The organism is Nostoc sp. ChiQUE01b (assembly GCF_034531255.1).
Classification (GTDB): Bacteria; Cyanobacteriota; Cyanobacteriia; order Cyanobacteriales; family Nostocaceae; genus Nostoc.
In genome coordinates this window covers 21,255-46,093 of record NZ_JAVRBM010000002.1, presented here as the reverse complement: position 1 = coordinate 46,093, position 24,839 = coordinate 21,255, and the positions used below count along the sequence as shown (strand labels likewise).

Sequence of the window (24,839 nt, the reverse complement as noted above, 5' to 3'; positions counted from 1 at the left end):
TCCTTTTACCTTTTAACTTTTGCCTTGTTCTTCTTCTTCCACTGGGAAAAACTCTTTAGTTTTTTCCGAGTATGACCAGGCAATACCATCAGGGTCTCTGCTGCGACTCCACTCAGGAAACTCTGGATCGTTTCGCCGTTTATAAACCGTGCTGGAATAGACATTTAGCCGTTTAGCAAGTTCAGATTGAATGAGAGAGCCAAAAATTAACTGTTTTTCCAGCGATAGTTTAGCTTCCTCATGGGTTTGCTGTGGGAGTGATTCGGTTTCTGGTTCTTCCTCCTGTGTGGTTGGTGGTGGTGCTAGGAGCGATCGCGCTGTTTTAGTAACTGGTTGAGCCGGAAGTTCTTTAACTGGCTCACTACTATCAAGAATATTGCCGAGAATGCTGGCAGTTATAAAGTAATAAGACTGCCCTGCCTCTTCAGAGTTGACTATACTGGCACCAAATTCCGAGGCTTTACTATCCAAGTAGCGTTTTGCCGTTGTTCCAGGAAAATTGCCCCTGATTGCCAAGTCCATTGGCGTCAGTCTGCCCTGATTTTCACGAACCAATTGATGAAAAATTGGGTTAACTCGCACAGTCCACTGTTGCCATTGATATTCCTGCCAAAGCTTGAAGGCAATTACCAGCACAATTACCGCCAGTAAAATTCTCCAAGTGGCAACTAGGAAAATAATCAAAAACGAGATGGGCAAAAGTAGAACGAGAAAAGCCTTACCGTTATCTTCTATGGATTTCTCACTCATGCCGATTTTTGCCAAGTGAATTTTGGGAAATAATATTATTATTTTGGCAAAAATTGGGACACTTTTTTGTATCTTTTGGCAAAGTTGCGGCAAATTTGTCGGCAAAATCTATCTTAAGTAGGTGTTCTAGGGTTATTACTTTTCTACTTATCTAAGATTGATCTGCGATGCCTACGGCGGTAAACTACGCGCAAAATTTTTTACCAGAGAAAATAAGGGGGTTGTGATCAGAGCGATCGCCATACATCTCAGATAATATCCCTGGAAATTCTCAGCGACGGCTTGCTTATACCGCTCAGACTTTTCTTTTCAAAGCAATAATTCTAAATTGGCTTGCCAGACCCTTGACAATAAATACTACATATACTACAGTAATAATACAAGTCAACTTTCACTAGGAGTTAGCTTTCACCAGTAGCGAATAGCTCAAATGGCAGAGCGCCCACCTTGCCCGCAAGGGCCGACGTATCGAGGGTTATCGCATATAACTAAAACACCCCCGATCAAACTTCTGGAGGTGTAGGTAAAAATCCTACTTCGTTACAGCAAATTTAATGCTGAGTTTTGAATTTATATGTGGTGGGTAGCTCAGTGGATAGAGCGCCTAAATATCCTTATTCACACCTTGCCTGAAAAGGCCGACGAATTGAGGGTTATCGCCTGCCAAGCGGGAGGTCGCGGGTTCAATTCCCGCTCCACTACACCAAACTTAAGTTAGGAGTTTAAAGTGAGGAGTTAGAAGTTTTGAATTCAAAAATTTTTAACTCCTAACTCCTAACTCCTAACTCCTAACTTTATATGTGGCAGATAGCTCAGTTGGTAGAGCGCCGAAAAACATCCTTGTTCACACCTTGCCTGAAAAGGCCGAAGAATTAGGGTTATCGCCTGTTAAGCCGGATGTCGCAGGTTCAAGTCCTGCTCCGCCACCTTTCATTTTTGCCCGCAAGGGCCGGGAGATGAAGCGATGAATTACAATTTTTTCACTAAAAAGAAGACAACTACACCCCAAAATCAACCTATCCCCGGACAAGAAGCAGAAATGGTTCAGGGACGTTCCGGCGGTTGGATGTTTGACGCTGGCATTTGGAAGATGCTACGCCGTTGTTTGTTGGTTGGTACAGCAAAAAGCACTTACTACGCTGGTAAACAGGAATTAACTGAGGATTTTGTAACAGTTGTCAGACAAGCTATTGCCGAAAATCCTGGCCGTGTTGCAGAAGAAATTTTGTATGCTAGCGATGGACGCGCCATCAATAACAGCGCGCCTATCTTAGCTTTAGTGTTGCTATCAATGGGTGAAGCACCAGAAGCAAAACAGGCGTTTGGTGAAATCTTCCCGCAAGTTGTCCGCACTGGTAGCCACTTCTACGAATGGCTGAACTACACCAAATCTCTGCGGGGATTTGGCAAAGTGGTGCGAGAAGCTGGTAAAACTTGGCTCTCACGGGAAGATGTCAAAGGCTTAGCTTATCAACTGTTGAAATACCAACAGCGCCAAGGCTTTACCCACCGAGATGCATTGCGGTTGTTCCATGTCAAACCGCCTACAGAAAATCACCGTCAACTATTTGAGTGGGTAGTTAGAGGGTGGGAAGAATTGCCAGCAGATATCCCCTCAGAGGCATTGGCGCAGATTTGGTGGTATGAGTGGCTCAAGCGGAATCCAACTCAAACTCATGAAGCTATTTCCCAAGGACGCTTAACCCACGAAATGGCTGCACCAGTGGGCAAAATGGATCAACTTGCTTGGCAGCTACTATTTCAGGAAATGCCAATAGGTGCAATGTTGCGTAACTTGGGTTCTTTGACTGAACTGGGTGTGTTGCGAACAGATGAAAATGCCAACTTGCTGCGAGTGGAAGCAGTTCTTAACAACAAAGAACATCTCCGTAAAGGTCGCATCCATCCGATTGATGTTTTGAAAGCACTCAAAACATATCAATCTGGTGGAACATTAGGACGCAGTAAGAAAACTTGGAACCCAGTTCCTCGGATTGTAGACATTTTAGAAAAGGCGGTTGAACTGTCTTTTGATGTTGTGCAACCCACAGGTAAAGTGTTCATGCACGCCGTAGACGTTTCTGGTTCTATGGGTAGTATGGTTGCAGATATGGGACTGACTTGCTGTGAAATTGCCACCACAATGGCACTGGTGACAGCAAAAGCAGAGAAAAACTATATGATTCGTGGTTTTGCTACCGAATTCCGGGAATTAAGTATCACTGCCAAAGATAGTTTTAGTTCGGCGGTTCGCAAAGCTAGCAATCAAAACTTCGGTGGAACGGATGCGTCTGTAGCTTATGACTGGATGATTAAGAATAAGTTCAAAGCTGATGTAGTCTGCTTTTGGACTGACTCGGAAAGCTGGGCTGGGTATAAGCATCCAAGTCAAGCGCTGAAGGAGTACCGCAAAAAAGTAAATCCTAACGTCAAGGCGGTGTATGTCACCTTGACACCTTACCAAATTACCTTGGTAGATCCTGAAGATTCGCTGTCTTGGGATTTGGCAGGGTTTGACCCAGGTACGCCTCGCATTATCCAAATGCTAGCTACGGATGAGTTGTAGATATTGCTGAAGGGTAAAGGATGAAACACTTTATCCTTCATGCTTCATGGCGGGTTATCCTTGTTCGCAACTTGCTTTTTGGGGCCGCAGAATTTAGGATTATCGGTTACGTCTCCACCATTGTGGGGATTAGCGGGTTCAATCCCCGCACCCGCCTTTGTTTGATTTTTTCCTTACGCAAAGAAGAAAGCGATTTAATTTTTGAATGGTCGTTTTTCTATTTCAGCAATGGGTAAAAGTAAGTGGGAATTTATCGAGCGTACACCAAGGAGTCCAAACCTAAACCAGCGAGGAAGGCGACAATCTCCGAACATCAAACTGAGTTGGATAGCTTGGTAGGTTGCAAAACCGAACAGTAGACCTCTTGCAAAAGTCCCCTAACACCCCACTCCCAACCCCTAAGAGCAGGCTCTTAGGGGAGAATTTGACGTAAGTCAAAGGCGGGGTGGGGTTCTTTTTTTGATTTATGTAAGAAGTCTAGTCTTCTAACTTCTACAAATGTTAAGAAAGATGTGACTAATGCATAGGCCTGCGGGGAGAGGGTTGGGGATGGGGTTCAGTACCTACTCAACCGAGAACCGCTATAGTAAACAGCAGTGAGCGCCGATCGAGTGTGCTATTCGATAGACTATAACTAAATCAAAATTAGTGATTATTCTGATTTTGGGAATGGAAAGGACAACCACCTGCCGTTAATTTCTGAAGAAAGACATTATTATCAAAATAATGCTCTAAAGACTCAATCTTCAAATCATCAGTGACACGAGCAATACTAACTCCTACCATCTCTACTGTTTCACCTGTGGGTGCATAGTCTTTGTAGGAACCATTAAATGTTCCCCAATGTCGCCACTTAAAGGTAACATTAGGCGGCCCCGAAAGTACTTCTGTTAATTCCCAAAGGAAGCCATTAGGAAAGGCTTTATAAAAAACTTGAAATGAAGATTCAAAGGTTTCTGTTTCAGAACTGTATTGCTCAGTTTCACCCAAAAAGAGGTTATAAGTACCTTCGGCTGCAACATCTTCAGCAGTGAATTGTTGTCCGCCATTGGTACTCATCTTAAACTTATCAGTAACAATCGAAAGCCACTGTTGAGGATTAGATTTATTAGAAGCTTCCATCTCAAAAGTGCGGACTAAGTTTTGGGCGATCGCTTCTAAAGAACCTTCAGGATGCTGAAATTTTCTCTCTTGATGAAGAAATTCATTGGTGTAAGAATAATCTGGGCGTTTTCCTTCTCGCCACTGTACTTCTTCATCATGAGCAATGACTATATCTCTATCTTGTACCCAGAGTGGCAATTCTGTTGTTTTTTCGCTACTCATACAAGCTGACTGACTATAAACATCATTTCTCAGAATAAAGTTTTATGCATACAAGTAAATCGAAAAATCTAAAAAAGTAAACAATATTCATAATTAACTCAATAAACTTGACTTGTTGTACAAATCCGAATATGAGCAAACAGGGATGCTTCTTGAGCTAGAAACTTATCCTATCAAATTTAGGTTTATTCATCCGCTAGTTGCACAGAATCTGTTTTGTTAAATCAAATCTAATTGCATTGCATTGCTTTCAGAAAAACCGAGGCTCGAATAAACTGGTTTACCTGATGGTGAGGCGTTAAGAATCACTCGCGTGCAACCCATCGCTTTTAAATATTCAATTGCTCTATTAGTTAAGAATTTGGCAATTCCTTGTCTGCGATAAGATTGTTCAACGTAAACGCCCCAAATATATCCAAATTTGCGGTATTCATCTTTGAAAACATTCGGGTATAAGCCTGCAAACAGTTGACAACTTACAGAACCCACGACTGTATTATCAACCTCTGCAACAAAAGCTTTATAAAACAAATCCCGACGCGCTTCTTCTATGAATTTGAGGGTAATATTCTGCCATCCCAGAAGAATATTACTCTCATCAACACCAATATCTAGCCACATTTGGTAAAAGTGTTTTGCAATCAGTGAATCTTCTTTGCTGGTGGCTTCTCTGATAGTTATATGTTTTTCTGTCAGCATAATTCCCAACAAATTTTTGAAACTCATAAATAACTCCTCCCCAAAGTTGGAGAGGAGTTTGTTAGCATCAGCTAAAAACAGACAGTTTGACAGATCCGATCTCAGACTTTCTGTGCGGTTACTTCCTCTGGTTTTTCTTGAGTTTGCAAAGATGCATACAACCTATTCAATGCATTTACATAAGCTTGCGCGGATGCCACAATGATATCTGTGTTGGCTGCATGACCAGAAAACACTTTAGATTTATAACGTAAACGAATCGTTACTTCGCCAATGGCATCAATACCGGCTGTTACTGACTGCACAGAAAACTCAATTAACTCGTTGGGTACATTCACCACACGGTTGATGGCTTTGTAAACTGCATCCACTGGCCCAGTACCGATCGCAGCATCAGTTAATTCTTCACCTTCTGGGGTACGCAGAGTAACTGTAGCAGTAGGACGGGCGTTGCTACCACAGGAAACTTGCACTAACTCTACCCGGAACAAATCGGGTGCTTGTTGGATTTCATCGTTAACGATCGCTTCCAAATCCCAATCAGAAATTTCTTTCTTTTTATCTGCCACTTCTTTGAATCTGACGAAGGCTTTATTTAATTCAGTATCTGACAGTTCAAAGCCCAATTCTTTCAACCGACTACGAAAAGCATTTCTACCTGAATGTTTGCCCAAAACTATTTGATTGTCTGTTAAGCCAATCAATTGGGCATCCATAATTTCGTAAGTTAACTTATTCTTTAATACACCATCTTGGTGAATTCCAGACTCATGGGCAAAGGCATTCGCCCCGACGATCGCTTTATTTGGTTGTACCAACATTCCCGTCAAATTGGAAACTAAGCGTGAGGTTTTGTAAATTTGTCGGGTGTCGATATTTGTCAGGGATTCTTGAGAATTTTCTGGTCTGCCAAGATAAGGATTAAAATATTGCCGCCGCACGTGCAAGGCCATTACCAATTCTTCTAGTGATGCATTGCCAGCGCGTTCGCCAATGCCATTGATCGTACATTCTAGTTGCCGTGCGCCATTTTTTACAGCTTCTAAAAAGTTAGCAACTGCCAAGCCTAAATCATTATGACCATGTACGGAAATAATCGCTTGGTCGATGTTAGGGACATTTTCGATAATCCCCTTAATTATTGCCCCAAATTCGCTAGGAGTTGTGTAACCTACAGTATCAGGAATGTTAACTGTTGTTGCACCAGCTGCAATCGTTCGCTCTAACACTTGGTATAGAAACTCTGGATCGGAACGAGCCGCATCCATCGGCGAAAATTCCACATCTGTCATGAAAGATTTGGCATAAGCTACCATTTCTTCGGCGATCGCTAACACTTCTGCCCGTGACTTTCGCAATTGATACTCTAAATGAATATCAGAAGTCGAGATGAATGTGTGAATTCTGGCATTAACTGCTGGTTTTAATGCTTCAGCAGCCGCTTCAATATCTGCTTTAATTGCTCTTGCCAAACTACAAACTATCGGGCCATTTTCTGTCCCGACAATTTGAGCAATCTTCTTGACTGCTTCAAAATCTCCGGGACTGGCAAAGGCAAAGCCTGCTTCAATTACATCTACACCTAGACGCGCTAATTGCTTGGCAATAACTAGCTTTTCGTCTATATTCAAAGTTGCTCCCGGACACTGCTCTCCATCTCGCAATGTTGTATCAAAAATGATGATCCGATCTGTTTTGTTTGCCATTTGCCGTTTGTTGTTTAGTGTTTAGTGTTTACTTGTGGCTTAATATATCTTCAACTCTAGTTTTTCTTTTACTCTGATTTTTGTAAATAATTGTTAAAGCTACTAAGCTTCAGTTTTCTCTATTTGATCTCTGATATCATTTAAATCTATATATCTATCAGTAGCATTGCGTAGTTCTCTAGCAATCATTCCTTCTGTTGATACTACCGTAATATGTGTATTTTTTGAGCGTAATAGTTCGATTGCTCTTTCAAAATCTCCATCACCACTGAATAATACTACTCGGTCATACTGGTCTACTGTATTAAACATATCTACAACAATTTCAATATCTAAATTCGCTTTTTGCGAGTAACGACCTGACGTATCATCATAATATTCTTTGAGAATTTTAGTTCGTACTGTATATCCTAGACTAATTAGAGCGTCTCTGAAACCTCGCTGGTCTTGTGGATCTTTTAAGCCAGTGTACCAGAAGGCATTAATTAATGTTGTTTCTGATTGCTCATGTTTGAAGTATTCTAAGACTCGTCGCGGGTCAAAAAACCAGCCATTTTTTTGTTGAGCATAGAACATATTGTTTCCATCTACAAAAATAGACAGACGATTCATTGGAGAACCCATACAAATTTACACCTAATAATATATATGAATTTAGATGGAACAATAGATTATAGCAATTTTCAAATGCCTTGTTTGCTAATATCTATAACATAGTTCTTTATCTATAGCTTTTATCCTACCTCTTTCAAGACATAAAAACGCCTGCAATATTGAAGTTAAGATCCTGGGTGTTAACCTGATTCACCTCCAGCACTGCAACAGCCACCTGGCAATCAAAATCTACCCATAAAATTGACCCAGTAACAGCATTCATCGCTGCATAACCCTAAAGTTTACTCCGAAAGAGGTATAACATAGGCTTAAGGTAAGATATAAATTAATGCCTATCTTTTGGTAAAGCTGTCAGTCTTAGGACATGCTTTCTGGAGATTACCAACATTGCACCAGAGACAGAAGACAGTCTTGGGACTGCTTCTGGTATAGCATCCAGTTAGTAACGTACTTCTTGGTTAGGTGAGGGTAAAATCTGGCCACAACCAAATGCACAGGTAGAGTATATCTGGCTCCGATCTATGAGACAATCACTACTTGTAACTTATTCAACAAAAAAAGAATAAATTAAGTAGTGGTTGAGTAAGAATTTCTTGGGGGCTGGCTCTGCCAATAAAAGTTTGTTGATGAATAGAAGATACTTTACAAATGTATAAGATTATCATTTAAGTCTTATTTCTATGTGCTTACACTAAAACGTCGTCTGAATAAATAAAAGTGTTGGACTTAAATCAATCAGTAACACGATATGGCAGAAGAACCTACATCTACTTTAACTAAAAACTATGTCTCTACTGCCAATAGACTGTCAAGTAAACCAACAAAAGTGACTTCGACAACATCTGCTCGCCACTCCCGATGGATGGTTCGCTTAGGTCATCTACTAGCAGGTACTTGGGCAATTGGGAGCGCACTATTGAGCGCTTCTGGTGGGGAATTGGTTCAATTGAGCGAAAATCAGGTGGTTTCTGGCTTTTTTCAACTGCGTGGGCCGATCGCGCCTCCAGAAGACATTGTAATTTTAGCAATAGACGATCAGTCAATATCGGTTCCCGAACAGTACTATAAAACAGATCCGAAACAGTATGCCTACTTAGAAACACTAAAATCTTATCCTTATAAACGTGCTGCATACTCACAGGTGATCACAAAATTAATCGAAGCAGGTGCCCGCGCTGTGGCGTTAGATGTAGTTTTTGATACATCTAGTAGCTATGGAGTTACAGACGATCGCCAATTTCAGGCAGTATTACAAAAATATGGTAATAAAGTTACCTTAGCAGCCGTCTACGAAAATTCCTTGACGCACCAAGGGTCTTTTACGCAACTAACAGACCCACAACAAATGTTTCGTACAGGGTCAGTATCCATTGGCTCAGTTAATTTTCCTTTAGAAGTAGATGGAAAAGTTCATCGATTAGCGAGTGAGTTTCCCAAGTTCTTAGGTAAAGATAATCTATTTAGCAAAAAGCGACTCTCTTTTGATGAAGCAGCGCTGAAGGCAGCACAAGTAAATTATCCTCAACCAAAAGGGGATCGCATTTATTTTTGGGGGCCTGCGGGTACATTTGAGCAAAAACCTTTTTGGCACGTACTCGACCCGCAAAACTGGAACAGCTATTTGCAGCAAGGAAAGGTGTTCAAAGACAAGATCGTGCTGATTGGTGCAACAGATAAGTTACATAATGATTATTATCCAGTTGCTGGAAGTAAAAGTAGTGAACTGATGTCGGGCGTGGAAATTCACGCTAATGCGATCGCAACTTTGATGACAGGAAAAGCGATCGCCCCAGGAATTAATAGTCCCTCATTGCAGGGTTTGTTTGTGCTAATGCTAGTGGGCAGTTCAGCCTTGATGATTAGCAGACGCAAACGTAGCATCCATAGATTTTTCTATAGCCTTGCCCTGTCTGGCGCTTGGGGAGGAATTAGTTATGGGTTATTTGTCTATGGTCAGTTAATTTTTCCCACTAGTGTACCAATGATCGCGATCGCAATGACCGGAGTTTGCTATTTGGCAACCTCAGTCATCAGGGAAAGCATCAGAAAACGCCAATTAGTAGACATTTTTCAGAAGTATAAAACTTCACCCGTTGTCCAAGAGATTATCAGCCAACAAGATGACTTCCAACACCTAATCCAGCAACGAGATTTAGCCTTATCAGGGAAAGTTTTGGCTAGACGCTACAAAATTGTCAAAGTTCTCGGTTCCGGTGGATTTAGTGAAACCTACATTGCCGAAGATACCCAACGTCCTGGAAATCCGCGATGTGTTGTCAAACAACTCAAACCAGCCAACACCAAACCAGAAGGATTGCAACTTGCCAGACGTTTATTTAACTCAGAGGCACAAACACTAGAAAAATTGGGAAGGCACGCTCAAATTCCTCAACTTTTGGCCTATTTTGAAGAAGATGAAGAATTTTATTTAGTGCAAGAAGAAATAATTGGTCATCCTTTAAATCAAGAACTTTTAGTAGGTAGAGCAATTGAAGAAATTGCCGCGATTAAAATTATCAGGGACTTATTGCAAACATTAACATTTGTCCATGAAAACCACGTGATTCATCGGGATATTAAACCCAGTAATATCATCCGGCGACACTCAGACGGAAAACTGGTATTGATTGACTTTGGAGCCGTTAAGGAAGTCGGCATCAAACAGCTCGATCGTCAAGAGTCAACCGCTTTCACCATTGGTATTGGTACTCAGGGTTATGCACCAAGCGAACAATGTTTTGGGCGTCCACACTACAGTAGTGATATCTATGCAGTTGGTATGGTTGGGATTAAAGCCTTAACTGGTGTAGCCCCCCGTGAGTTAGATAGAGATGTTAATGGGGAAATCAAATGGAGCGATGCCTACGGCGGTAAACTACGCACTCAGGTAAGTCACTCCCTAGCTCAGATTCTCAGTAAAATGGTGCTGGATGACTTCAAACAGCGATATCAGTCTGCATCAGAAGCTCTTAAGGATCTTGAAGCTCTTAAGGATCTTGATGATTTGGTAAATTCCCAACACAGATACCATCGCCCACAAGATGACTTATTAATGAATACTTTAGACGATTTAGGCATTCCCACAAAATCTTGCTCAGAAGGACAAGAGACTTCCAATTGAAGAAGAATCCAGAAGTCAGAATGGGCTAAACGCCCCGCTACCGCTAACAGAAATCAGAATCAATTAGTGGGGAATTCAGACCCGCCACTACGAAAGTTGACCGCTAAATCGTACCCCTGCTCTTAAGCAAGCTAGCAAGAGCGTCTCTGAAAGAGAAGATTTAGCTCTTCTTTTCTTAAACCCACTTATTCAGACGCTCGCGGACTCGCTAACGCTGCGCTATCCGCTTTTTCGGTCAGAATACCTGTTTTCTGACTCCTGACTCCTGAATTCTGATTGATAATTGGGCACGAGAATAGGGAGCTGAGAAGAAGGATTTCCCCCTTCTCTGTTTGTGCCTTTTTCACTCAGCCCTGCACATGATTTTAATTTATAGCACAAGCCTTGGTGATCAGGACATCAACAGATGATAAAACTTAGACACAAAAAGACTTTTCACCCAGTCCCCAGTCCCTTGCTATAACGACAGAAATTCTTCACCTGTTGTGGGATGAATGCCTATGGTTTGATCGAAATCTTGCTTGGTAATGCCTTTGCGAATTGCCACGCCGAGGCTTTGAATGATATCTGCTGCGTGTTCACCCACCATATGAGCGCCCAAAACTTGTCCAGAATCAGCATTAAGCACTAACTTCATGGTGGTTGGTTCATTTTGTTCGATCATCTGATACAACAGTGGTTGGAATTGGGTACAGTAGCATTCTACAGATTCACCAAATTTTTCCCGTGCTTTCGCCTCCGTCATCCCTACACTAGCCGCTTCTGGACGGCAAAAAACAGCAGTGGGCACATAATCATAATTTAGTTTTTGCGGCTTGTTCCCAAAAACTGTATCGGCAAAGGCAATACCTTCTGCCTTAGCCACTGGAGTCAATTGCACGCGGCTGGTGCAGTCACCCACAGCAAAAATATTGTTTTGGCTGGTGCGGCTTTCTTCATCTACTTTGATTGCACCATCTTCACCAAGTTCAACATGGGCATTTTCCAAACCAAGATTCTTGGTATTTGGAGCATAACCTGTGGCAACTAAGATGGTATCTGCTGTAATTATTTCTTGGCTCTCACCAGTAATAGTTAACAACAAACTCTCATCTGAGTATTTGATTTCTTGAACAGTGCTGTTGGTGAAAAACTTAATTCCCCGTTTGCTCAAACCCTGTTGTACCGCAGAGCGAATGTTATCATCAAACCCCGATAAAATCATCTCGCCTTTTTCAATCACCGTCACCTCACAACCGAAAGCGTGCATCATGCTAGAAAACTCTATGCCAATGTAGCCGCCGCCAATAATTGCTAAACGTTTCGGCAGATAGGGTAGCTGAAACATCTCGCGGGATGTGATGGCGTATTCTATACCTGGGATATTGGGCTTGAGGGGTTGCCCTCCCACAGCAATTAAAATTTTGTCGGCTGTAACTTTGCGTCCATCAATATTGATAGTATGGGCATCGATGAAAGTGGTATGTTGGCAAATTAATTCAATTCCAGCTTTTTGCAATTGCTGAAAATAGGATTGGTTAACGCTGTCAATATGCTGATGTACTGACTTAATAAATAATGTCCAGTCAAAAGATGTTTGACAGTCACTCCACCCATAACTGTGCGCTATTTGATATTTTAGGGCGAAGTCAGCAGCGTAGACAATCAGCTTTTTTGGAACACAGCCACGATTTACACAGGTTCCACCAATGGCTTCTTGTTCGGCAATGGCGACACGTACCCCATAACTAGCTGCTTTTTTAGCTGCTGCCAATCCCCCAGACCCAGCACCAATGACAAACAAATCATAATCAAACGTCATAAAATCTGTTCCTTTTTCACTTTTTGGAAAGCAGAGCTATTTCATCCCTTATAGTTATTCAGACAAAACTTCATCTACTGTCTTTGGGTGGACAATTTGGGATGGAACCAGGCTGATATTTAGTTGATTGCCGCATTAGATAGTATTAGATCGAAAAGGAACAGCGATCGCCCGCAAACTCTGTTTCCGAACTATTCCTCAAGCACAACGTGTCCTCTCCAACCAACTGCACAAAGTTTTTTCCTTCTTTGTATGAAACCACCCTGCTAAGAGCTTGTGGGGCTACGGTGTATACACAAGTCGAGAAATCCTACCTGAAACTTGGTTACGTCGCCCTAGCTCTAAAATTAGGGGGATAAATGGAGTTTCAAGTTGCCCAATATTTCGGGATTTATCAGGAACTAAAGAGTTGAAACCCTTGCGGCCTATATTTGTGTATACACGGTAGGCTTGCGGGGAGGGGAGACAAAGCGTAGCGTTGGCTCTTTGGGGTTCCGAGGGAATTAAGGGTAATTTAGCGGACATGATATTACGTCAAATTCTCCCCTAAGAGCAGGCTCTTAGGGGTTGGGGGTGGGGTGTTAGGGGACTTTTGCAAGAGGTCTATTCATGTAGGGAATTCCGCACTGGAATCGATTGCCCAGTGAACCGGAAAATAGAAAATAATAGATATATGGACAAACGCTATTTTTTACAGGCTAGTGCAGTCATAGTCGGCACAGCGTTGTTATCAAGGTATATCAATTGGGGGTCACAAGCAATGACAACTTCTCAGAGTGGATTTGAAGTTACCAAACCAGAGTCAGAATGGCGCACAATTTTAACGCCAGAACAGTTTAATGTATTGCGTAAACATGGAACTGAACGCCCTTACACCAGTTCCTTAGATAAGGAATACGACCAAGGCACTTATTATTGTGCCGCCTGTGAACTACCACTGTTTACATCTGATACCAAATTTAATAGTGGTACTGGCTGGCCTAGCTTCTTTAATCCAATTGAAGGTGCGATCGCCACGACTGTAGACAAGTCGTTGTTTATGATCAGAACTGAAGTGCATTGTAGTCGCTGTGGTGGTCATCTGGGTCATGTTTTTGATGATGGCCCTGCACCCACTGGTAAGCGCTACTGCATGAACGGTGTTTCGCTGAAGTTTGATCCTGCTTGATAAGTTGCGTAGGCGTAGCCCGTGGTGACATCGCACACATAACCTAAATCATCAGATTTTAGGGTAGCATAGCTAGCTGTGCTACCCTAATTATTTACAGCGTTGCTACTAGATCCTGCAAGCGATCACGTCCATTGCGAAAGACTGGTCAACCATGCTCTATTGCGTCGTGGAAATGTCATTTAATGATTATTTATCTTTATGATTTCATTACTGGGTAGCGATCGCCTTTTAACCTCTACTTTTCAAGCTCCAAACTCTTGACTTTGCTGATAGCGATCACCCCACACATTTACAGTGTCGCTGCAAGTTCGTGTAAGCGATCGCTTCCATCACGGAAGACGGGCCAACTATCCCCTCAGTAATAACTTTTGCTTAAGTAAGTTACATTCCACTTTACGAATATTTCTTTATTTCAAAGGACTATGATTGGGTAAACGATGCTATAACCGACGTTTTATCCAAAAGTTATTCCTAAAGAAATTGACCCTACCTTGTTCACGATTCGCTTCTGAGTCTACAAGGTTTTGTCTCTTTTTTCTCCAGCGATCGAGGGAGTAAATATTAAAGCTGCTACCTGCAAGCAAGATAAACAGCACAATCCCGTAAGAAAGCATGGAAGTAGCTGCACCCCAGTTTTGTATCGATGTCACTCCCAACTTCAAAACGATCATCAGGACAAAGGTGACAATCAAAGCGCTTCTGGTAGCTAACCCAAGTGTAATCAACACGCCTACAATTAACTCTACAGGGGGCACTAGGTAAGAATTGATTCTCACCAGAAATTCTGGGAAATAAGAATCTGCTAGTTCTTTAACAGTATTTTCAACGAATCCAGGGATGTTGAAAATGCGAGTGAATCCGTGATTAAAGTAATTTACACCGATGAGAATTCGCAGCAACAAATAGGCGATCGCAACATCCTTTGATTTGAGACTAATGTAGTTTCTATTTTCAGTCATTGCCTGAACTCCAACTATGGTACGCCGACTGTAATTGATTTCAATAGCAGAAATTGGGAAGCACTTAGCGGTTTTGAGAGCTAACGTTCTTTCATAGACAGAATTAAGCGAACTGAGCGATCACTGAAGAAGTAAGTGTGAAGCCAAGTAAGTAATACTAGGAAACGACTGCGATAGCCAGGAAGATATACTAAATGAACTCCTAGCCACATCAGCCAAGCCAAGCATCCTGTAAAGGCAAATGCACCAATTTTTCCCACACCTGAATAACAGCCAATAATCGCTAATCTTCCCTTGTTGAAATAGCTAAAATGCTCTGGTGATTTACCTCGAAATTGCCGCTGAATATTTCGGGCTACAGCAACACCCTGCTGAAGTGCCTCTGGTGCAACCCCAGTTAATGGTTTACCGTTCTGTTCCATATATGCCAGATCTCCAATTGCATAAATATTGGGTTGCTCAAGCAATTGTAGGGTGGGATGAACAAGTAACTTTCCCTTATTTGCTGAAGATACCTCCTTTGATGTTGTGGGATAATTTGCTTCTAACCCCGCAGTCCAAATGACGGTTGCAGTTGGAATTACCTCATCGTTTTGCAGATGTACAGATTCCAAAGTTACTAGAGTAACTTTGGAAAGCAGATAAACCTCAACTCCTAGCTGATGTAATCGTTTATGGGCGTAGGCTCCCAACTTTTTTGGCAGTTCAGCCAACAAGCGATCGCCAGATTGCACCAGAATCAACCTCACTTCCTGTAAAAGTGTGGAATAGTCCCGACGCAAGTGACCTCGAAGCATTTCCACCAAAGCACCCGCCACCTCAACACCGGTTGCGCCACCGCCGACAATCGTAAACGTCAGCAGTTGTTGGCGTCGTAAGGAATCAGATTCTTGGATAGCTTGCTCAAAACAAGAGAAAATGTGATTGCGGATAGCTATTGCTTGTTCTAAAGTTCTCATGGAGAAAGCATATTCTGAAGCTCCAGGAACTCCCAAAAACTGGGTTCGGCTTCCAGTTGCTAGCACCAGAAAGTCATAGGTAATTACACAACTATCTGTCTCAACAGTTTGCCCTGAAAAATCAATATGCTCAACCTCAGCCATCAAAAACTGAACTTTCGGCTTATTCCGTAACAAAGAGAATCGCCGTAAAGTCGTGCGGATTGGGTAAGCAATGTACTCTGGTTCTAATTGACCTGTGGCAACCTGATACAACAACGGTACAAAAGTGTGATAGTTATGGCGATCAATTAATAATACATCTACACCAGAATCAGCTAAAGATTGGGCAGTTTGCAACCCACTGAATCCAGCGCCAACAATGACAACGCGGCGACTGTTCATCCTTCCCCTCTTGATTTACTTAGCAAGTCACTCAAGTTATTAACTGTCAATATATTAGACCTCTTGCAAAAGTTACTTTTGCAAGAGGGGGGAAAGGGAAAAGGTTAAAGGGAAAAGGGTTTTTATTAGCCCTTTCCCCTTTACCCCTTACCCTTTTCCCCACTTCTGCAAGAAGTCTATTGATGATAATGACACTAAGGTAAACTGACAGGGGAAGTACAGAAAACAACTATTCCTATAAAATTCCCGGCTTTTGTGTTGAAAAAACCGGGAATCTCTAACTTTAAATTCTTACAAATTAAATGGGATTTCCATATCAACAGTTTGTAAGTTGATAGATAAATCTACAAAATTACTTTTCCAGGTGTAATTACTAGCACCCATTTATAACGTCGCCACAAGTTCCTTTAAGCGATCGCGTCCATCGCGGAACACAGGCCAACCATCCCCCACTAACACAGCTTCCACCCGACTGAGTTCTGCTAACCTCTGTACAGAAGCAATAGCCTGCTCTCTATTCAGCAGCTTGTCATCAGGTAATATCGTCAAACTACCAGCTTTACGTGCCCGTACTAAATCTCCTGTAATCAACGTCGTTTCCTCCAATAATAGAGCCAGTTCACCTGGCGTTTTAGAACCTTGGAGTTCAATTACCTTTAGTCCAGGTACAAATTCTTCACCATCAGACAGCCAGCGATCGCAATGTATAGGAAAAGTGTCTTTTTCCGCCACAGGACCGGCTACCTTAGCATAAGTTTGATCGGCAATTTCTTTACTTGCCCTGACATGTTCAGAATTCGTCAACACAATCCAACCCACACCACCGAGGGATTGCAAATGATTCCAATCATGGTTTGATAGGGCTACTGGGTCAATCAAGATGTTGCCATCTGGGCGAATCCAGGCAATCCCATTGAAATCAATATTTCTTGCCGGATTGAAATTAGACCAGCTATACAGATCGGGACGGTGCAAAGATTTCATGATGATTCTGGATCAGTACTTCAATAATTGACTATTAATCTCAATAATTAAGTATATAGATAATAAGGGCATTGGGGATTGGGGATTGGGGATTGGGGATTGGGGATTGGGGATTGGGCATGGAGAAGAGACAAGGTAGACAAGGAAGAGGCGGGAGACAAGGGAGAAACTTGTTCAATAATTCCCCCTTGTCCCCTTGTCCCCTTGTCTCCCCTGCACCCCTGCTCCCCAGTCCCCCATCTTTACTGCCCCGGCTCCTTCCCTCTGGATCTGAAATTTGAGTATACTACGATAAATCTATCAATATTATGGCTTTTGTCTGGCTTACAGAAATTCCCGGATAACGGCAATAACGATCAACGGAGGTATAGGGGTGAGTAAGATTGGGCGGCAAAAAATATCAGCGAAGGCAGAACAGTTTACAGAGTCAGTGATTCGAGAAATGACCAGGGTGGCACTGCAACATGATGCAGTAAATCTGGCGCAGGGATTCCCTGATTTTCCTTGTCCCTTGGAGTTGAAACAGGCAGCATATCAGGCCATAGAGGCAGATGTTAATCAGTATGCCATTACTTGGGGCGATCGCCCATTTCGTCATGCGATCGCTAACAAAGTCCGTTGGTATCTCGGCTTAGATATCGATCCCGAAACCCAAATCACCGTTACCTGCGGTTCTACAGAAGCAATGGCATCTGTGATGCTGGCGACAGTCGATCCCGGTGACGAAGTAATTGTATTTGAGCCATATTATGAAAACTACGGCCCCGATGCGATTTTAGCTGGTGCTATACCCCGCTACGTGACACTGCATCCTCCTGATTGGACATTTGATGAAGCACAGTTGCGTCAAGCTTTCAATGCCCATACCAAAGCGATTATTATCAACACACCTCATAATCCTACAGGTAAAGTCTTCACCCGTGAAGAACTCACCCTAATTGCTGAACTTTGTCAAAAATGGGATGTGTTAGCGTTCACAGACGAAATCTATGAACATATTCTCTATGACGGCACTCAACATATTGCCTTAGCGACCCTTCCCGGTATGAAAGAACGCACCGTTACTATTAACGGTTTATCCAAAACTTATAGCGTCACTGGATGGCGAGTCGGCTACATTCTGGCAAACCCTGAATTGACAGGGGCGATTCGGAAAGTCCATGATTTTCTCACCGTTGGTGCACCTGCACCATTGCAACGAGCCGGAGTTGCTGCTATGCAATTGCCAGCATCCTATTATGAAGAACTAGCCAAACTTTATCACCAGAAGCGGGATAGCATTTTACAAATTCTAGACCAAGTTGGGATTCCCTATTTCGTTCCTAAAGGAGCCTATTATGTTCTTGCAGATATTTCCAAATTTGGCTATAAAACAGATGTTGAATTCACTTACCATCTGATTAAAGATATCGGTGTTGCTGTCGTTCCCGGTTCTAGCTTTTTTAGCCAACCAGAAAAAGGACATTCATTGATCAGATTTTGCTTCAGCAAAAGACCTGAGACATTACAGGCAGCGAGCGATCGCTTACTCAAATTGCAATCAAATATATAACCGACATCATATCTTATGTTAAGTTGTGAAAATTACTTTTTTTGAGGAAGTTTTGTTTTAAGTGCAGTTGAAATTTCATTATGAATTACGAATTTTTCAGGACATATATCTTCAAGTTAATATAAGTTAATAAAACACAGGTTAATATAAATTTACAAATGCTTAGTTTAGGCATTCATTTGTTAAAAACAATAACATTATTTTCGAGTTAAATTTAACTCTAACTTTTGATCCCTGACGTAAAGTTGACTTGCCAAAGTAAACCACACTTGTGAACGAGGGTTTCTAAGCCTTAATGTGTAGTATTTCCCAGAAAAACAACACCAAACTAGTGTAGAATTCCTTCAATTTACCGGTAATTATATCGGGATAGTAGGCTTAAAAATTCTGGATTAAAAACCCCATTGACTCTTTAAAAGGATAAGACTAATGTGATCAGTAGTCCTTTCAAGGACACTATTTTATGCATCAAAAAATCAGGAGGAATTTCCGATGATGATGATGATGACTGAAACCATGACTCCAGAAATGCAAACTTGCATGGATGTTTGTATGGACTGTCATAAAATGTGCATGGAAACCATGACTCATTGCATGAGCAAAGGTGGTCAGCAGATGGACAAGAGCATGATGAGCATGATGAGCATGATGCGTGATTGCTCTGAAATGTGCATGATGTGTATGAACATGATGATGAGCGGTTCTGAGTTCATGGAACGCACTTGTATGCTTTGTGCTGAAATGTGCGATCGCACTGCAATGGCGTGTGAGATGATGAGCGATGATGCGAAAATGATGGAATGTGCTGCTGCTTGTCGCAAGTGTGCAGAATCGTGCAGAAGTATGCATATGATGCCTGCTTAATTTCCCTAACTAGCAGATGTTTCTCTGCAACCTAATATTCAAGCGCTCAGATTCTTCAAGTCTGGGCGCTTGAAGTAATTTAATCATTTGTCAATCTTGTATACACTTTCCTCAGCATCCAGTCCTTTACTACTTCACCAAAATCTTTGAAATCTATGATTTTGGTAAAAATATCTTGATTTAAATCCATTCGCTCAATCAGCTTTGTCAGAAATACATCCTCAAAGCCATATTTAAAGTTCTGAATTGAGTTACTTTTGGCTTGTTGTGATAATGTCTTATCTTGAACTAGTGCTTCTTCAATTTGGCTGAAAAAATATTTGTCTGCTTCAGTAAAATCAGTTCTAAATCTTTTGTTGAGAATATCGATAATCTCTGAAAGTTTAGCCTGTTCTTCTTTATCTCTTGGTATGCCAGCTTCGGTTATAGGTTGTAGAGCTAACTCTGTATTTTTTTCTAAGACTATCTGATCTTCTCGGATTTTTTGTAGTCGATAATATTCTAGTGCAACTTCGTCAATAAGTTTAAAAGCTTCACTTTGGCTAAGTTTTGGTAATTTTGTTTGCAAAATACGAGTAAAAGCATAAAATTTTTCTAGCTCTCCATCTGCAAATGGCATAATCTGTGCCAAGAATGCATATAACCGGATAAAAGCGGTTAGACTATTTTTAAACTCATCTTGCTGTTCTTCACTTAAACCTTTAAAACGGTCTACAGCAGGATCAATAAAGGAATGCAGTCTACTTTGATCTAGATTATTTACCTTTTCCTGAGACTTAAAAAATATCTTGGCAAAAGCATCTACCTCACTATACCAGATAATCTGGTAGCTATCTAACCTATTTTTTAAATCATACAATCTGTTAGGATCTGTTGTTGCTATTAGTGTTGTTTGTTCGTAATAAGGCTGGAAAGCATCAATAATTTCCTGCTCATCATTAGCAAAATCTAAAACAAAAGTGTCTTCCTTACCTGGACAAGTGCGATTCAAGCGAGAGAGGGTTTGTACAGCTTTGACACCAGAAAGTTTTTTATCTATATACATCGTGTGCAATAATGGCTGATCGAAACCAGTTTGATACTTGTCTGCTACAATCAGGAGTTGATATTCAACCGTTTCAAATTTTTCGGGTAATTCTTTTTCACCAAAGCCGTTGATATCAGATTCAGTGTACTCGATATAAGTTTCTCTATCGGTAAAAGCAGTAAAAGCTACTAATGCTTTGATGTCTGCATAACCTTGTTTCTGTAAATAGTTGTCGAATTCTTCTTTATAGCGGATTACATGAGGTCGAGAAGCTGTAACCACCATTGCTTTAGCTTTACCGCCAATTTTATGCATCACACATTGGCGAAAATGCTCGATAATAACTTGAGTTTTTTGGGCTAGGTTGTGTGGATGGAGTGATAAAAATTTAGCGATCGCTCGACTCGTTTTCTTTTTAGAAATGTTAGGATCGTCTGCGATCGCCTTACTGATTTTGAAGAAAGTTCTGTAGGTTGTATAATTTTGCAATACATCCATGATAAAACCTTCTTCAATTGCCTGCCGCATGGAATACAGATGAAAGGGTTCTGTTTGCCCTTGGGCGTTCATTTGGCCAAAGTCTTCTAAGGTTTTTGGCTTGGGTGTGGCTGTGAAGGCAAAAAAGCTCAAATTTGGTTGTTTACCACGGGCACGCATCGACTTGCGGATGTTATCTTCAATATCATCTTCCTCATCAGCCATGCTTTCTTGCTTGGCTGAAAGACTTAAATCATTGATAGAAAGCACTTCTTTCATTTTCTTGGACGCTTCGCCACTTTGAGAACTGTGGGCTTCGTCCACAATTAGGGCGTAATTACGTTTAGGTAGTTCGCCAATCTTGTTTTTTTCTAAGATTTCTCGAATCTTATCTAAGACAAAAGGAAATTTCTGTAAGGTAGTAATAATGATGTTAGTGCCAGAAACCAACGCTTCAGCTAGTTGTCCAGAGTTTTTATCAATTTTTTGCACAACTCCTTGCTTATGCTCAAACTGGTAAATCGTATTTTGAAGTTGCTGGTCTAATACTTTTCTATCAGTGATAACGATAACTAAATCGAAAACTCGCTCATTTTGATCATTATATAAGCTAGCAAGTTGATATGCTAACCAGGCAATAGAATTACTTTTGCCACTACCAGCAGAATGCTGAATTAGGTAATTTTGTCCTGTCCCTTTAATTTTGGCATCTGCGGTTAGCTTGCGAACTACATCTAATTGGTGAAACCGAGGAAAGATGAGGCTTTCTTTTTTGGCAGATTTGTGGTTTAGTTTAATGTTTTCTTGCTCTAAGTGCAAAAAACGACATATAATATCTAACCAACTGTCTTTTGCCCAGATATCATCCCAAAGGTAAGCAGTTTTGTAACCCTTTGGGTTGGGTGGGTTGCCTGCACCTTTGTTATAGCCTTTGTTGAAGGGTAGAAAACGTGTGTTACTGCCATCAATGCGCGTAGTCATCCAGATTTCATCGGGGTCTACGGCAAAATGCACCAAACAACGCCGCTTGAATTGAAATAACAAATCTCGGTTATCCCGGTCTTGAATATACTGGTGCTTGGCTTTTTCTACATTTTGTCCAGTGAACTGGTTTTTTAGTTCTACTGTGGCAACTGGTAAGCCATTAATACTCAGCAGCAAATCTACGGAGTTTTGATGATTAGCACTGTAATGCACTTGACGAGTTACAGTCAGGATGTTTTGCTTGTAAAGTGCTAAAGTATCGGGGTTTAGACTGCTGGCAGGTTTGAAGAATGCCAATTTGAAGCGTACACCGTAGTCAATAATCCCATAGCGCAGCACGTCTAACATCCCGCGATTTTCCAATTCTTGACACAGCCGTTGGATGAACTTAGGTTCAACCTCAGCACCATGAATGTCTGTCAGGTTTTGCCATGCTTCTGGTTGAGAAGTCTGAATAAACCGTAGCAGGATGACTTTATCAAGTGCTAATTCTTGACTAAAGTTGCTAGCATTGCCTTCTTCATAGCCACCATTACTCACTAAAGCGTGAATAATTGCATTTTCAAAAGCTTTTTCAGTTGTCTGAACAGTTGCAATCATGGTTGTGCCTCAGTCTGTTCAATGATTTTCACGGCGGTTAAAAATTGCTCATAAGCAACCTGACGGAGAATTTCGTGTAATTTGCCGCGTTGGAATTCATTTAAGTCTACCTTTAAATTGTCTACTTCGTTGTAGCAAAGGTTGACAAAACTGATTTCATCGTTATGTAAAAATTTTACTATGTCTAGTTTTTTACTGACGGGGCGACAAAGTAGCCTGAAACGTTTGTAAGGTAAAGAGCATAGCAATTTATGGTAAAAAAAGTAGGTCTAGTTTTGTCAAGAAGACCTACTTATTGAAAATGTTGCCTATATTTTACCAAACATACCTGCAAAAAAATCTAAACCTTGCAGAATATTTGTTGCTCCAAATTCTCATTAATCTTCTACAATCAATTAAAAAAGTTAGTTTAGAAACCCTAGCTACTTCTTTGCCAATTCCTATTTTTTTTGAAAGTAGAAGAAAAAAAATACAAAGATTTTTATTATTACCAAACCTTTCAATTGAAAAAGTTTGGTTTCCGATTGTCATAACTTGGTTATCTATATATTTTGAAAGAGAAAAAATAATTTATATAGTGATAGATAGGACAAATTGGAGTCGGATAAATCTTTTTATGGTTAGTGTAGTTTGGGACAAGAGAGCATTTCCAGTATATTTTTCATTGCTACCAAAGTTAGGTAATAGTAATCTTGATGAACAAACAAAGATTCTCTCAAAGGTCTTGCCGCTTTTTGAAAATTATAAAATCTGTGTATTGGGAGATAGAGAGTTTTGTTCTATTAAACTAGCAAATTGGCTCACACAGAATAATATATACTTTTGTTTACGACTGAAAAAGAATCATTTCGTAGAGGTAAAGAAAGATATTTGGCTAGAACTAAAACAGGTAGGATTATCACCTGGAGCCTCCTTATTTTTTCAAGGGGTAAAAGTTACAAAAACCCAAGGTTTTTTTAGCTTTAACGTTGCTTGCAAGTGGAAACGTAAAAGATTAGGCATTGCTCCTAAAGAAGGATGGTTTATTTTAACAAACTTAGAGACTCTTGAATTAGCGATCGCAGCCTATAAAAGAAGATTCGATATTGAAGAGATGTTTCGTGACTTTAAGAAAGGTGGCTATAATTTGGAAGATACTAATGTCTCTGGTGAACGGTTAATTACTTTAATTTTATTAATAGCGATCGCATATACATCTGCCACGATTACTGGACAAAAAATTAAACGTCAAGGAGTACAAAAATATGTTGGTCGAGTTAAGGAATACGGGCGTACACAAAGGCGACACAGTAGTTTTTATATTGGATTATATGGTCAAACTTGGGTTAATTTTATGGAACCATGTAAAGATTTAGTCACTCAATTAATAAAATTAACTCGCAATAAGTACTGCTTTTATCAACGAGGTCTGTTCCACAGGCAGGGTCATAGATAGTTGTCACAATACCTTCTTGAGTTAGAATATTTCTGTCATTGAGAAACAGTAAGTTGACCATCAGCCTGATAACTTCACGGGGTGTAAAATGTTCCCCTGCGGTTTCATTAGATAATTCCGAAAATTTGCGAATCAATTCTTCAAAAACATAGCCCATCTCCATGCTGTTTACTTCATCTGGATGAAGATTGATTTCAGCAAAGTTTTTGACAATTAAAAATAGTAGATTTGCTTCATCTAAACGATTAATTTGGTCAGTAAAGTTAAAATATTCAATAATTTCTCTTCCAGCAATAGAGAAGCCATTAATAAAGTTTCTGAGATTAGCAGCTACATTATCTGGGTCTGCCTTGAGTTTTTGAAAGGTAAACTGGCTAATGTTGTGAAAAGTTACGCCAGCTTTCTGATTTAGTAACGGCTCTGGATTTTTCAGATTCATGGACTTTAGTTTGGTTTCGTAAAATTCCATGACTACTGCTTTTGTTGGCTCTAGAACACAGTCCAAACGGCGCAACACTGTAAACGGTAATATAACTTTACCGTAGTCAGCTTGCTTATAATCACCGCGTAAAAGTTCAGCAATACTCCAAATAAAACCAGCAAGTTTTCTTACTTTTTCCGTTCGGGACATTAAAAACTCCAGGGTAGACTCATCAACTGTAATGTCTTGGAAGCCAGCTAACTCACATTTTGCACCAGACGACTGGAAGTTGCAGGTATAAAGACAAAACCCGCCTCTGCGGGTTTGAAGCTATTGCTTGCCATAATCATCCTATGTATGGTCAAATAAGCTGATGCGCGTCTAGATTGTACATTTTTGCATTCAGACTGTCCTTTGTCATTAGTCATCTGTCCTTTG

General features: G+C 40.9%; 22 protein-coding genes and 2 tRNA genes. 9 read left to right on the top strand and 15 right to left on the bottom strand.

The window, feature by feature from the left end; all coding sequences use genetic code 11:
* Positions 1-12: 12 nt before the first annotated feature.
* Entirely contained in the window at positions 13-750 is a 738-nt protein-coding gene (locus RMY63_RS02010; protein ID WP_322727089.1) for a hypothetical protein, read from the bottom strand.
* 576 nt (positions 751-1,326) lie between these two features.
* On the opposite strand from RMY63_RS02010, the gene RMY63_RS02005 reads away from it, so the two are divergent.
* The 4 genes from RMY63_RS02005 to RMY63_RS01990 all read left to right on the top strand — a co-directional run bounded on the left by RMY63_RS02005 (position 1,327) and on the right by RMY63_RS01990 (position 3,552).
* Positions 1,327-1,456, top strand: a tRNA-OTHER gene (locus RMY63_RS02005).
* A 95-nt stretch (positions 1,457-1,551) separates the two neighbouring features.
* Positions 1,552-1,677 (top strand) — tRNA-OTHER (locus RMY63_RS02000).
* A gap of 37 nt (positions 1,678-1,714) precedes the next feature.
* A complete protein-coding gene (locus tag RMY63_RS01995) occupies positions 1,715-3,316 on the top strand; it encodes a TROVE domain-containing protein (RefSeq protein ID WP_322727088.1) in 1,602 nt (533 codons plus the stop codon).
* 20 nt (positions 3,317-3,336) lie between these two features.
* The gene (locus RMY63_RS01990) at positions 3,337-3,552 is read left to right on the top strand and encodes a hypothetical protein (protein ID WP_322727087.1); all 216 of its coding nucleotides are present in this window, start codon (positions 3,337-3,339) and stop codon (positions 3,550-3,552) included.
* Between the two features lie 409 nt (positions 3,553-3,961).
* Here RMY63_RS01990 and RMY63_RS01985 read toward each other — a convergent pair whose 3' ends face one another.
* The 5 genes from RMY63_RS01985 to RMY63_RS01965 all read right to left on the bottom strand — a co-directional run bounded on the left by RMY63_RS01985 (position 3,962) and on the right by RMY63_RS01965 (position 7,924).
* A complete protein-coding gene (locus tag RMY63_RS01985) occupies positions 3,962-4,642 on the bottom strand; it encodes an ester cyclase (protein ID WP_322727086.1) in 681 nt (226 codons plus the stop codon).
* Positions 4,643-4,861: 219 nt separating this feature from the next.
* Positions 4,862-5,368, bottom strand: a complete 507-nt coding sequence (locus RMY63_RS01980) for a GNAT family N-acetyltransferase (protein ID WP_322727085.1) — start codon at positions 5,366-5,368, stop codon at positions 4,862-4,864.
* Positions 5,369-5,442: 74 nt separating this feature from the next.
* The gene (locus RMY63_RS01975) at positions 5,443-7,047 is read right to left on the bottom strand and encodes a 2-isopropylmalate synthase (protein WP_322727084.1); all 1,605 of its coding nucleotides are present in this window, start codon (positions 7,045-7,047) and stop codon (positions 5,443-5,445) included.
* A gap of 102 nt (positions 7,048-7,149) precedes the next feature.
* On the bottom strand, positions 7,150-7,671 hold the full coding sequence (locus RMY63_RS01970; RefSeq protein WP_322727083.1) for an NYN domain-containing protein: 522 nt from the start codon (positions 7,669-7,671) through the stop codon (positions 7,150-7,152).
* 124 nt (positions 7,672-7,795) lie between these two features.
* Positions 7,796-7,924: a hypothetical protein gene (locus tag RMY63_RS01965; protein ID WP_322727082.1), complete on the bottom strand. Its 129-nt coding sequence runs from the start codon at positions 7,922-7,924 to the stop codon at positions 7,796-7,798.
* 486 nt (positions 7,925-8,410) lie between these two features.
* On the opposite strand from RMY63_RS01965, the gene RMY63_RS01960 reads away from it, so the two are divergent.
* Positions 8,411-10,783 carry a CHASE2 domain-containing serine/threonine-protein kinase gene (locus RMY63_RS01960; protein ID WP_322727081.1) on the top strand — a complete coding sequence of 791 codons (2,373 nt, stop codon included), beginning with the start codon at positions 8,411-8,413 and terminating at the stop codon, positions 10,781-10,783.
* Between the two features lie 457 nt (positions 10,784-11,240).
* Here RMY63_RS01960 and gorA read toward each other — a convergent pair whose 3' ends face one another.
* Positions 11,241-12,584, bottom strand: coding sequence for a glutathione-disulfide reductase (gorA, locus tag RMY63_RS01955; protein ID WP_322727080.1), 1,344 nt, complete (start codon positions 12,582-12,584; stop codon positions 11,241-11,243).
* Between the two features lie 282 nt (positions 12,585-12,866).
* A complete protein-coding gene (locus RMY63_RS01950; protein WP_322727079.1) occupies positions 12,867-13,109 on the bottom strand; it encodes a hypothetical protein in 243 nt (80 codons plus the stop codon).
* A 148-nt stretch (positions 13,110-13,257) separates the two neighbouring features.
* Between RMY63_RS01950 and msrB the strand changes: the two genes are divergently transcribed.
* Positions 13,258-13,752 (top strand): peptide-methionine (R)-S-oxide reductase MsrB, encoded by a 495-nt coding sequence (msrB, locus tag RMY63_RS01945; RefSeq protein ID WP_322727078.1) that lies wholly within the window; start codon positions 13,258-13,260, stop codon positions 13,750-13,752.
* Between the two features lie 443 nt (positions 13,753-14,195).
* On the opposite strand, the gene RMY63_RS01940 is transcribed toward msrB, so the two are convergent.
* From RMY63_RS01940 to RMY63_RS01930, 3 genes are all read right to left on the bottom strand, one after another.
* On the bottom strand, positions 14,196-14,714 hold the full coding sequence (locus RMY63_RS01940; protein ID WP_322727077.1) for a DoxX family protein: 519 nt from the start codon (positions 14,712-14,714) through the stop codon (positions 14,196-14,198).
* Positions 14,715-14,794: 80 nt separating this feature from the next.
* Positions 14,795-16,057: an NAD(P)/FAD-dependent oxidoreductase gene (locus tag RMY63_RS01935; RefSeq protein ID WP_322727076.1), complete on the bottom strand. Its 1,263-nt coding sequence runs from the start codon at positions 16,055-16,057 to the stop codon at positions 14,795-14,797.
* 384 nt (positions 16,058-16,441) lie between these two features.
* The gene (locus RMY63_RS01930) at positions 16,442-17,041 is read right to left on the bottom strand and encodes an MBL fold metallo-hydrolase (protein ID WP_322727075.1); all 600 of its coding nucleotides are present in this window, start codon (positions 17,039-17,041) and stop codon (positions 16,442-16,444) included.
* A gap of 373 nt (positions 17,042-17,414) precedes the next feature.
* Here RMY63_RS01930 and RMY63_RS01925 point away from each other — a divergent pair, with 373 nt between their 5' ends.
* On the top strand, positions 17,415-18,593 hold the full coding sequence (locus tag RMY63_RS01925; protein WP_322727074.1) for a pyridoxal phosphate-dependent aminotransferase: 1,179 nt from the start codon (positions 17,415-17,417) through the stop codon (positions 18,591-18,593).
* A gap of 492 nt (positions 18,594-19,085) precedes the next feature.
* On the top strand, positions 19,086-19,457 hold the full coding sequence (locus tag RMY63_RS01920; RefSeq protein ID WP_322727073.1) for a four-helix bundle copper-binding protein: 372 nt from the start codon (positions 19,086-19,088) through the stop codon (positions 19,455-19,457).
* Between the two features lie 79 nt (positions 19,458-19,536).
* Here RMY63_RS01920 and RMY63_RS01915 read toward each other — a convergent pair whose 3' ends face one another.
* Positions 19,537-22,545, bottom strand: a complete 3,009-nt coding sequence (locus RMY63_RS01915) for a type I restriction endonuclease subunit R (RefSeq protein WP_322727072.1) — start codon at positions 22,543-22,545, stop codon at positions 19,537-19,539.
* Positions 22,542-22,793 (bottom strand): hypothetical protein, encoded by a 252-nt coding sequence (locus RMY63_RS01910; protein ID WP_322727071.1) that lies wholly within the window; start codon positions 22,791-22,793, stop codon positions 22,542-22,544. Before RMY63_RS01910 ends, RMY63_RS01915 begins: the two co-directional genes overlap by 4 nt.
* A 53-nt stretch (positions 22,794-22,846) precedes the next feature.
* On the opposite strand from RMY63_RS01910, the gene RMY63_RS01905 reads away from it, so the two are divergent.
* A complete protein-coding gene (locus tag RMY63_RS01905; protein WP_322727070.1) occupies positions 22,847-23,980 on the top strand; it encodes an IS4 family transposase in 1,134 nt (377 codons plus the stop codon).
* On the opposite strand, the gene RMY63_RS01900 is transcribed toward RMY63_RS01905, so the two are convergent.
* Both RMY63_RS01900 and RMY63_RS01895 read right to left on the bottom strand, forming a co-directional pair.
* A complete protein-coding gene (locus RMY63_RS01900) occupies positions 23,901-24,611 on the bottom strand; it encodes a type I restriction-modification system subunit M N-terminal domain-containing protein (protein ID WP_322727069.1) in 711 nt (236 codons plus the stop codon). The genes RMY63_RS01905 and RMY63_RS01900 overlap by 80 nt on opposite strands.
* 47 nt (positions 24,612-24,658) lie before the next feature.
* Positions 24,659-24,829, bottom strand: coding sequence for a hypothetical protein (locus tag RMY63_RS01895; RefSeq protein WP_322727068.1), 171 nt, complete (start codon positions 24,827-24,829; stop codon positions 24,659-24,661).
* Positions 24,830-24,839 lie beyond the last annotated feature (10 nt).

Excerpts from the sequence above, each read along its gene's own strand:
- RMY63_RS02010 (WP_322727089.1), bottom strand. The coding sequence starts at position 750 with ATGAGTGAGAAATCCATAGAAGATAACGGTAAGGCTTTTCTCGTTCTA.
- RMY63_RS01965 (WP_322727082.1), bottom strand. The coding sequence starts at position 7,924 with ATGAATGCTGTTACTGGGTCAATTTTATGGGTAGATTTTGATTGCCAG.
- RMY63_RS01940 (WP_322727077.1), bottom strand. The coding sequence starts at position 14,714 with ATGACTGAAAATAGAAACTACATTAGTCTCAAATCAAAGGATGTTGCG.
- msrB (WP_322727078.1), top strand. The coding sequence starts at position 13,258 with ATGGACAAACGCTATTTTTTACAGGCTAGTGCAGTCATAGTCGGCACA.
- RMY63_RS01960 (WP_322727081.1), top strand. The coding sequence starts at position 8,411 with ATGGCAGAAGAACCTACATCTACTTTAACTAAAAACTATGTCTCTACT.
- RMY63_RS01950 (WP_322727079.1), bottom strand. The coding sequence starts at position 13,109 with ATGTCCGCTAAATTACCCTTAATTCCCTCGGAACCCCAAAGAGCCAAC.
- RMY63_RS01915 (WP_322727072.1), bottom strand. The coding sequence starts at position 22,545 with ATGATTGCAACTGTTCAGACAACTGAAAAAGCTTTTGAAAATGCAATT.
- RMY63_RS01930 (WP_322727075.1), bottom strand. The coding sequence starts at position 17,041 with ATGAAATCTTTGCACCGTCCCGATCTGTATAGCTGGTCTAATTTCAAT.
- RMY63_RS01935 (WP_322727076.1), bottom strand. The coding sequence starts at position 16,057 with ATGAACAGTCGCCGCGTTGTCATTGTTGGCGCTGGATTCAGTGGGTTG.
- RMY63_RS01980 (WP_322727085.1), bottom strand. The coding sequence starts at position 5,368 with ATGAGTTTCAAAAATTTGTTGGGAATTATGCTGACAGAAAAACATATA.
- RMY63_RS01900 (WP_322727069.1), bottom strand. The coding sequence starts at position 24,611 with ATGTCCCGAACGGAAAAAGTAAGAAAACTTGCTGGTTTTATTTGGAGT.
- RMY63_RS01895 (WP_322727068.1), bottom strand. The coding sequence starts at position 24,829 with ATGACTAATGACAAAGGACAGTCTGAATGCAAAAATGTACAATCTAGA.
- gorA (WP_322727080.1), bottom strand. The coding sequence starts at position 12,584 with ATGACGTTTGATTATGATTTGTTTGTCATTGGTGCTGGGTCTGGGGGA.
- RMY63_RS01990 (WP_322727087.1), top strand. The coding sequence starts at position 3,337 with ATGAAACACTTTATCCTTCATGCTTCATGGCGGGTTATCCTTGTTCGC.
- RMY63_RS01920 (WP_322727073.1), top strand. The coding sequence starts at position 19,086 with ATGATGATGATGATGACTGAAACCATGACTCCAGAAATGCAAACTTGC.
- RMY63_RS01995 (WP_322727088.1), top strand. The coding sequence starts at position 1,715 with ATGAATTACAATTTTTTCACTAAAAAGAAGACAACTACACCCCAAAAT.
- RMY63_RS01985 (WP_322727086.1), bottom strand. The coding sequence starts at position 4,642 with ATGAGTAGCGAAAAAACAACAGAATTGCCACTCTGGGTACAAGATAGA.
- RMY63_RS01905 (WP_322727070.1), top strand. The coding sequence starts at position 22,847 with ATGTTGCCTATATTTTACCAAACATACCTGCAAAAAAATCTAAACCTT.
- RMY63_RS01970 (WP_322727083.1), bottom strand. The coding sequence starts at position 7,671 with ATGGGTTCTCCAATGAATCGTCTGTCTATTTTTGTAGATGGAAACAAT.
- RMY63_RS01975 (WP_322727084.1), bottom strand. The coding sequence starts at position 7,047 with ATGGCAAACAAAACAGATCGGATCATCATTTTTGATACAACATTGCGA.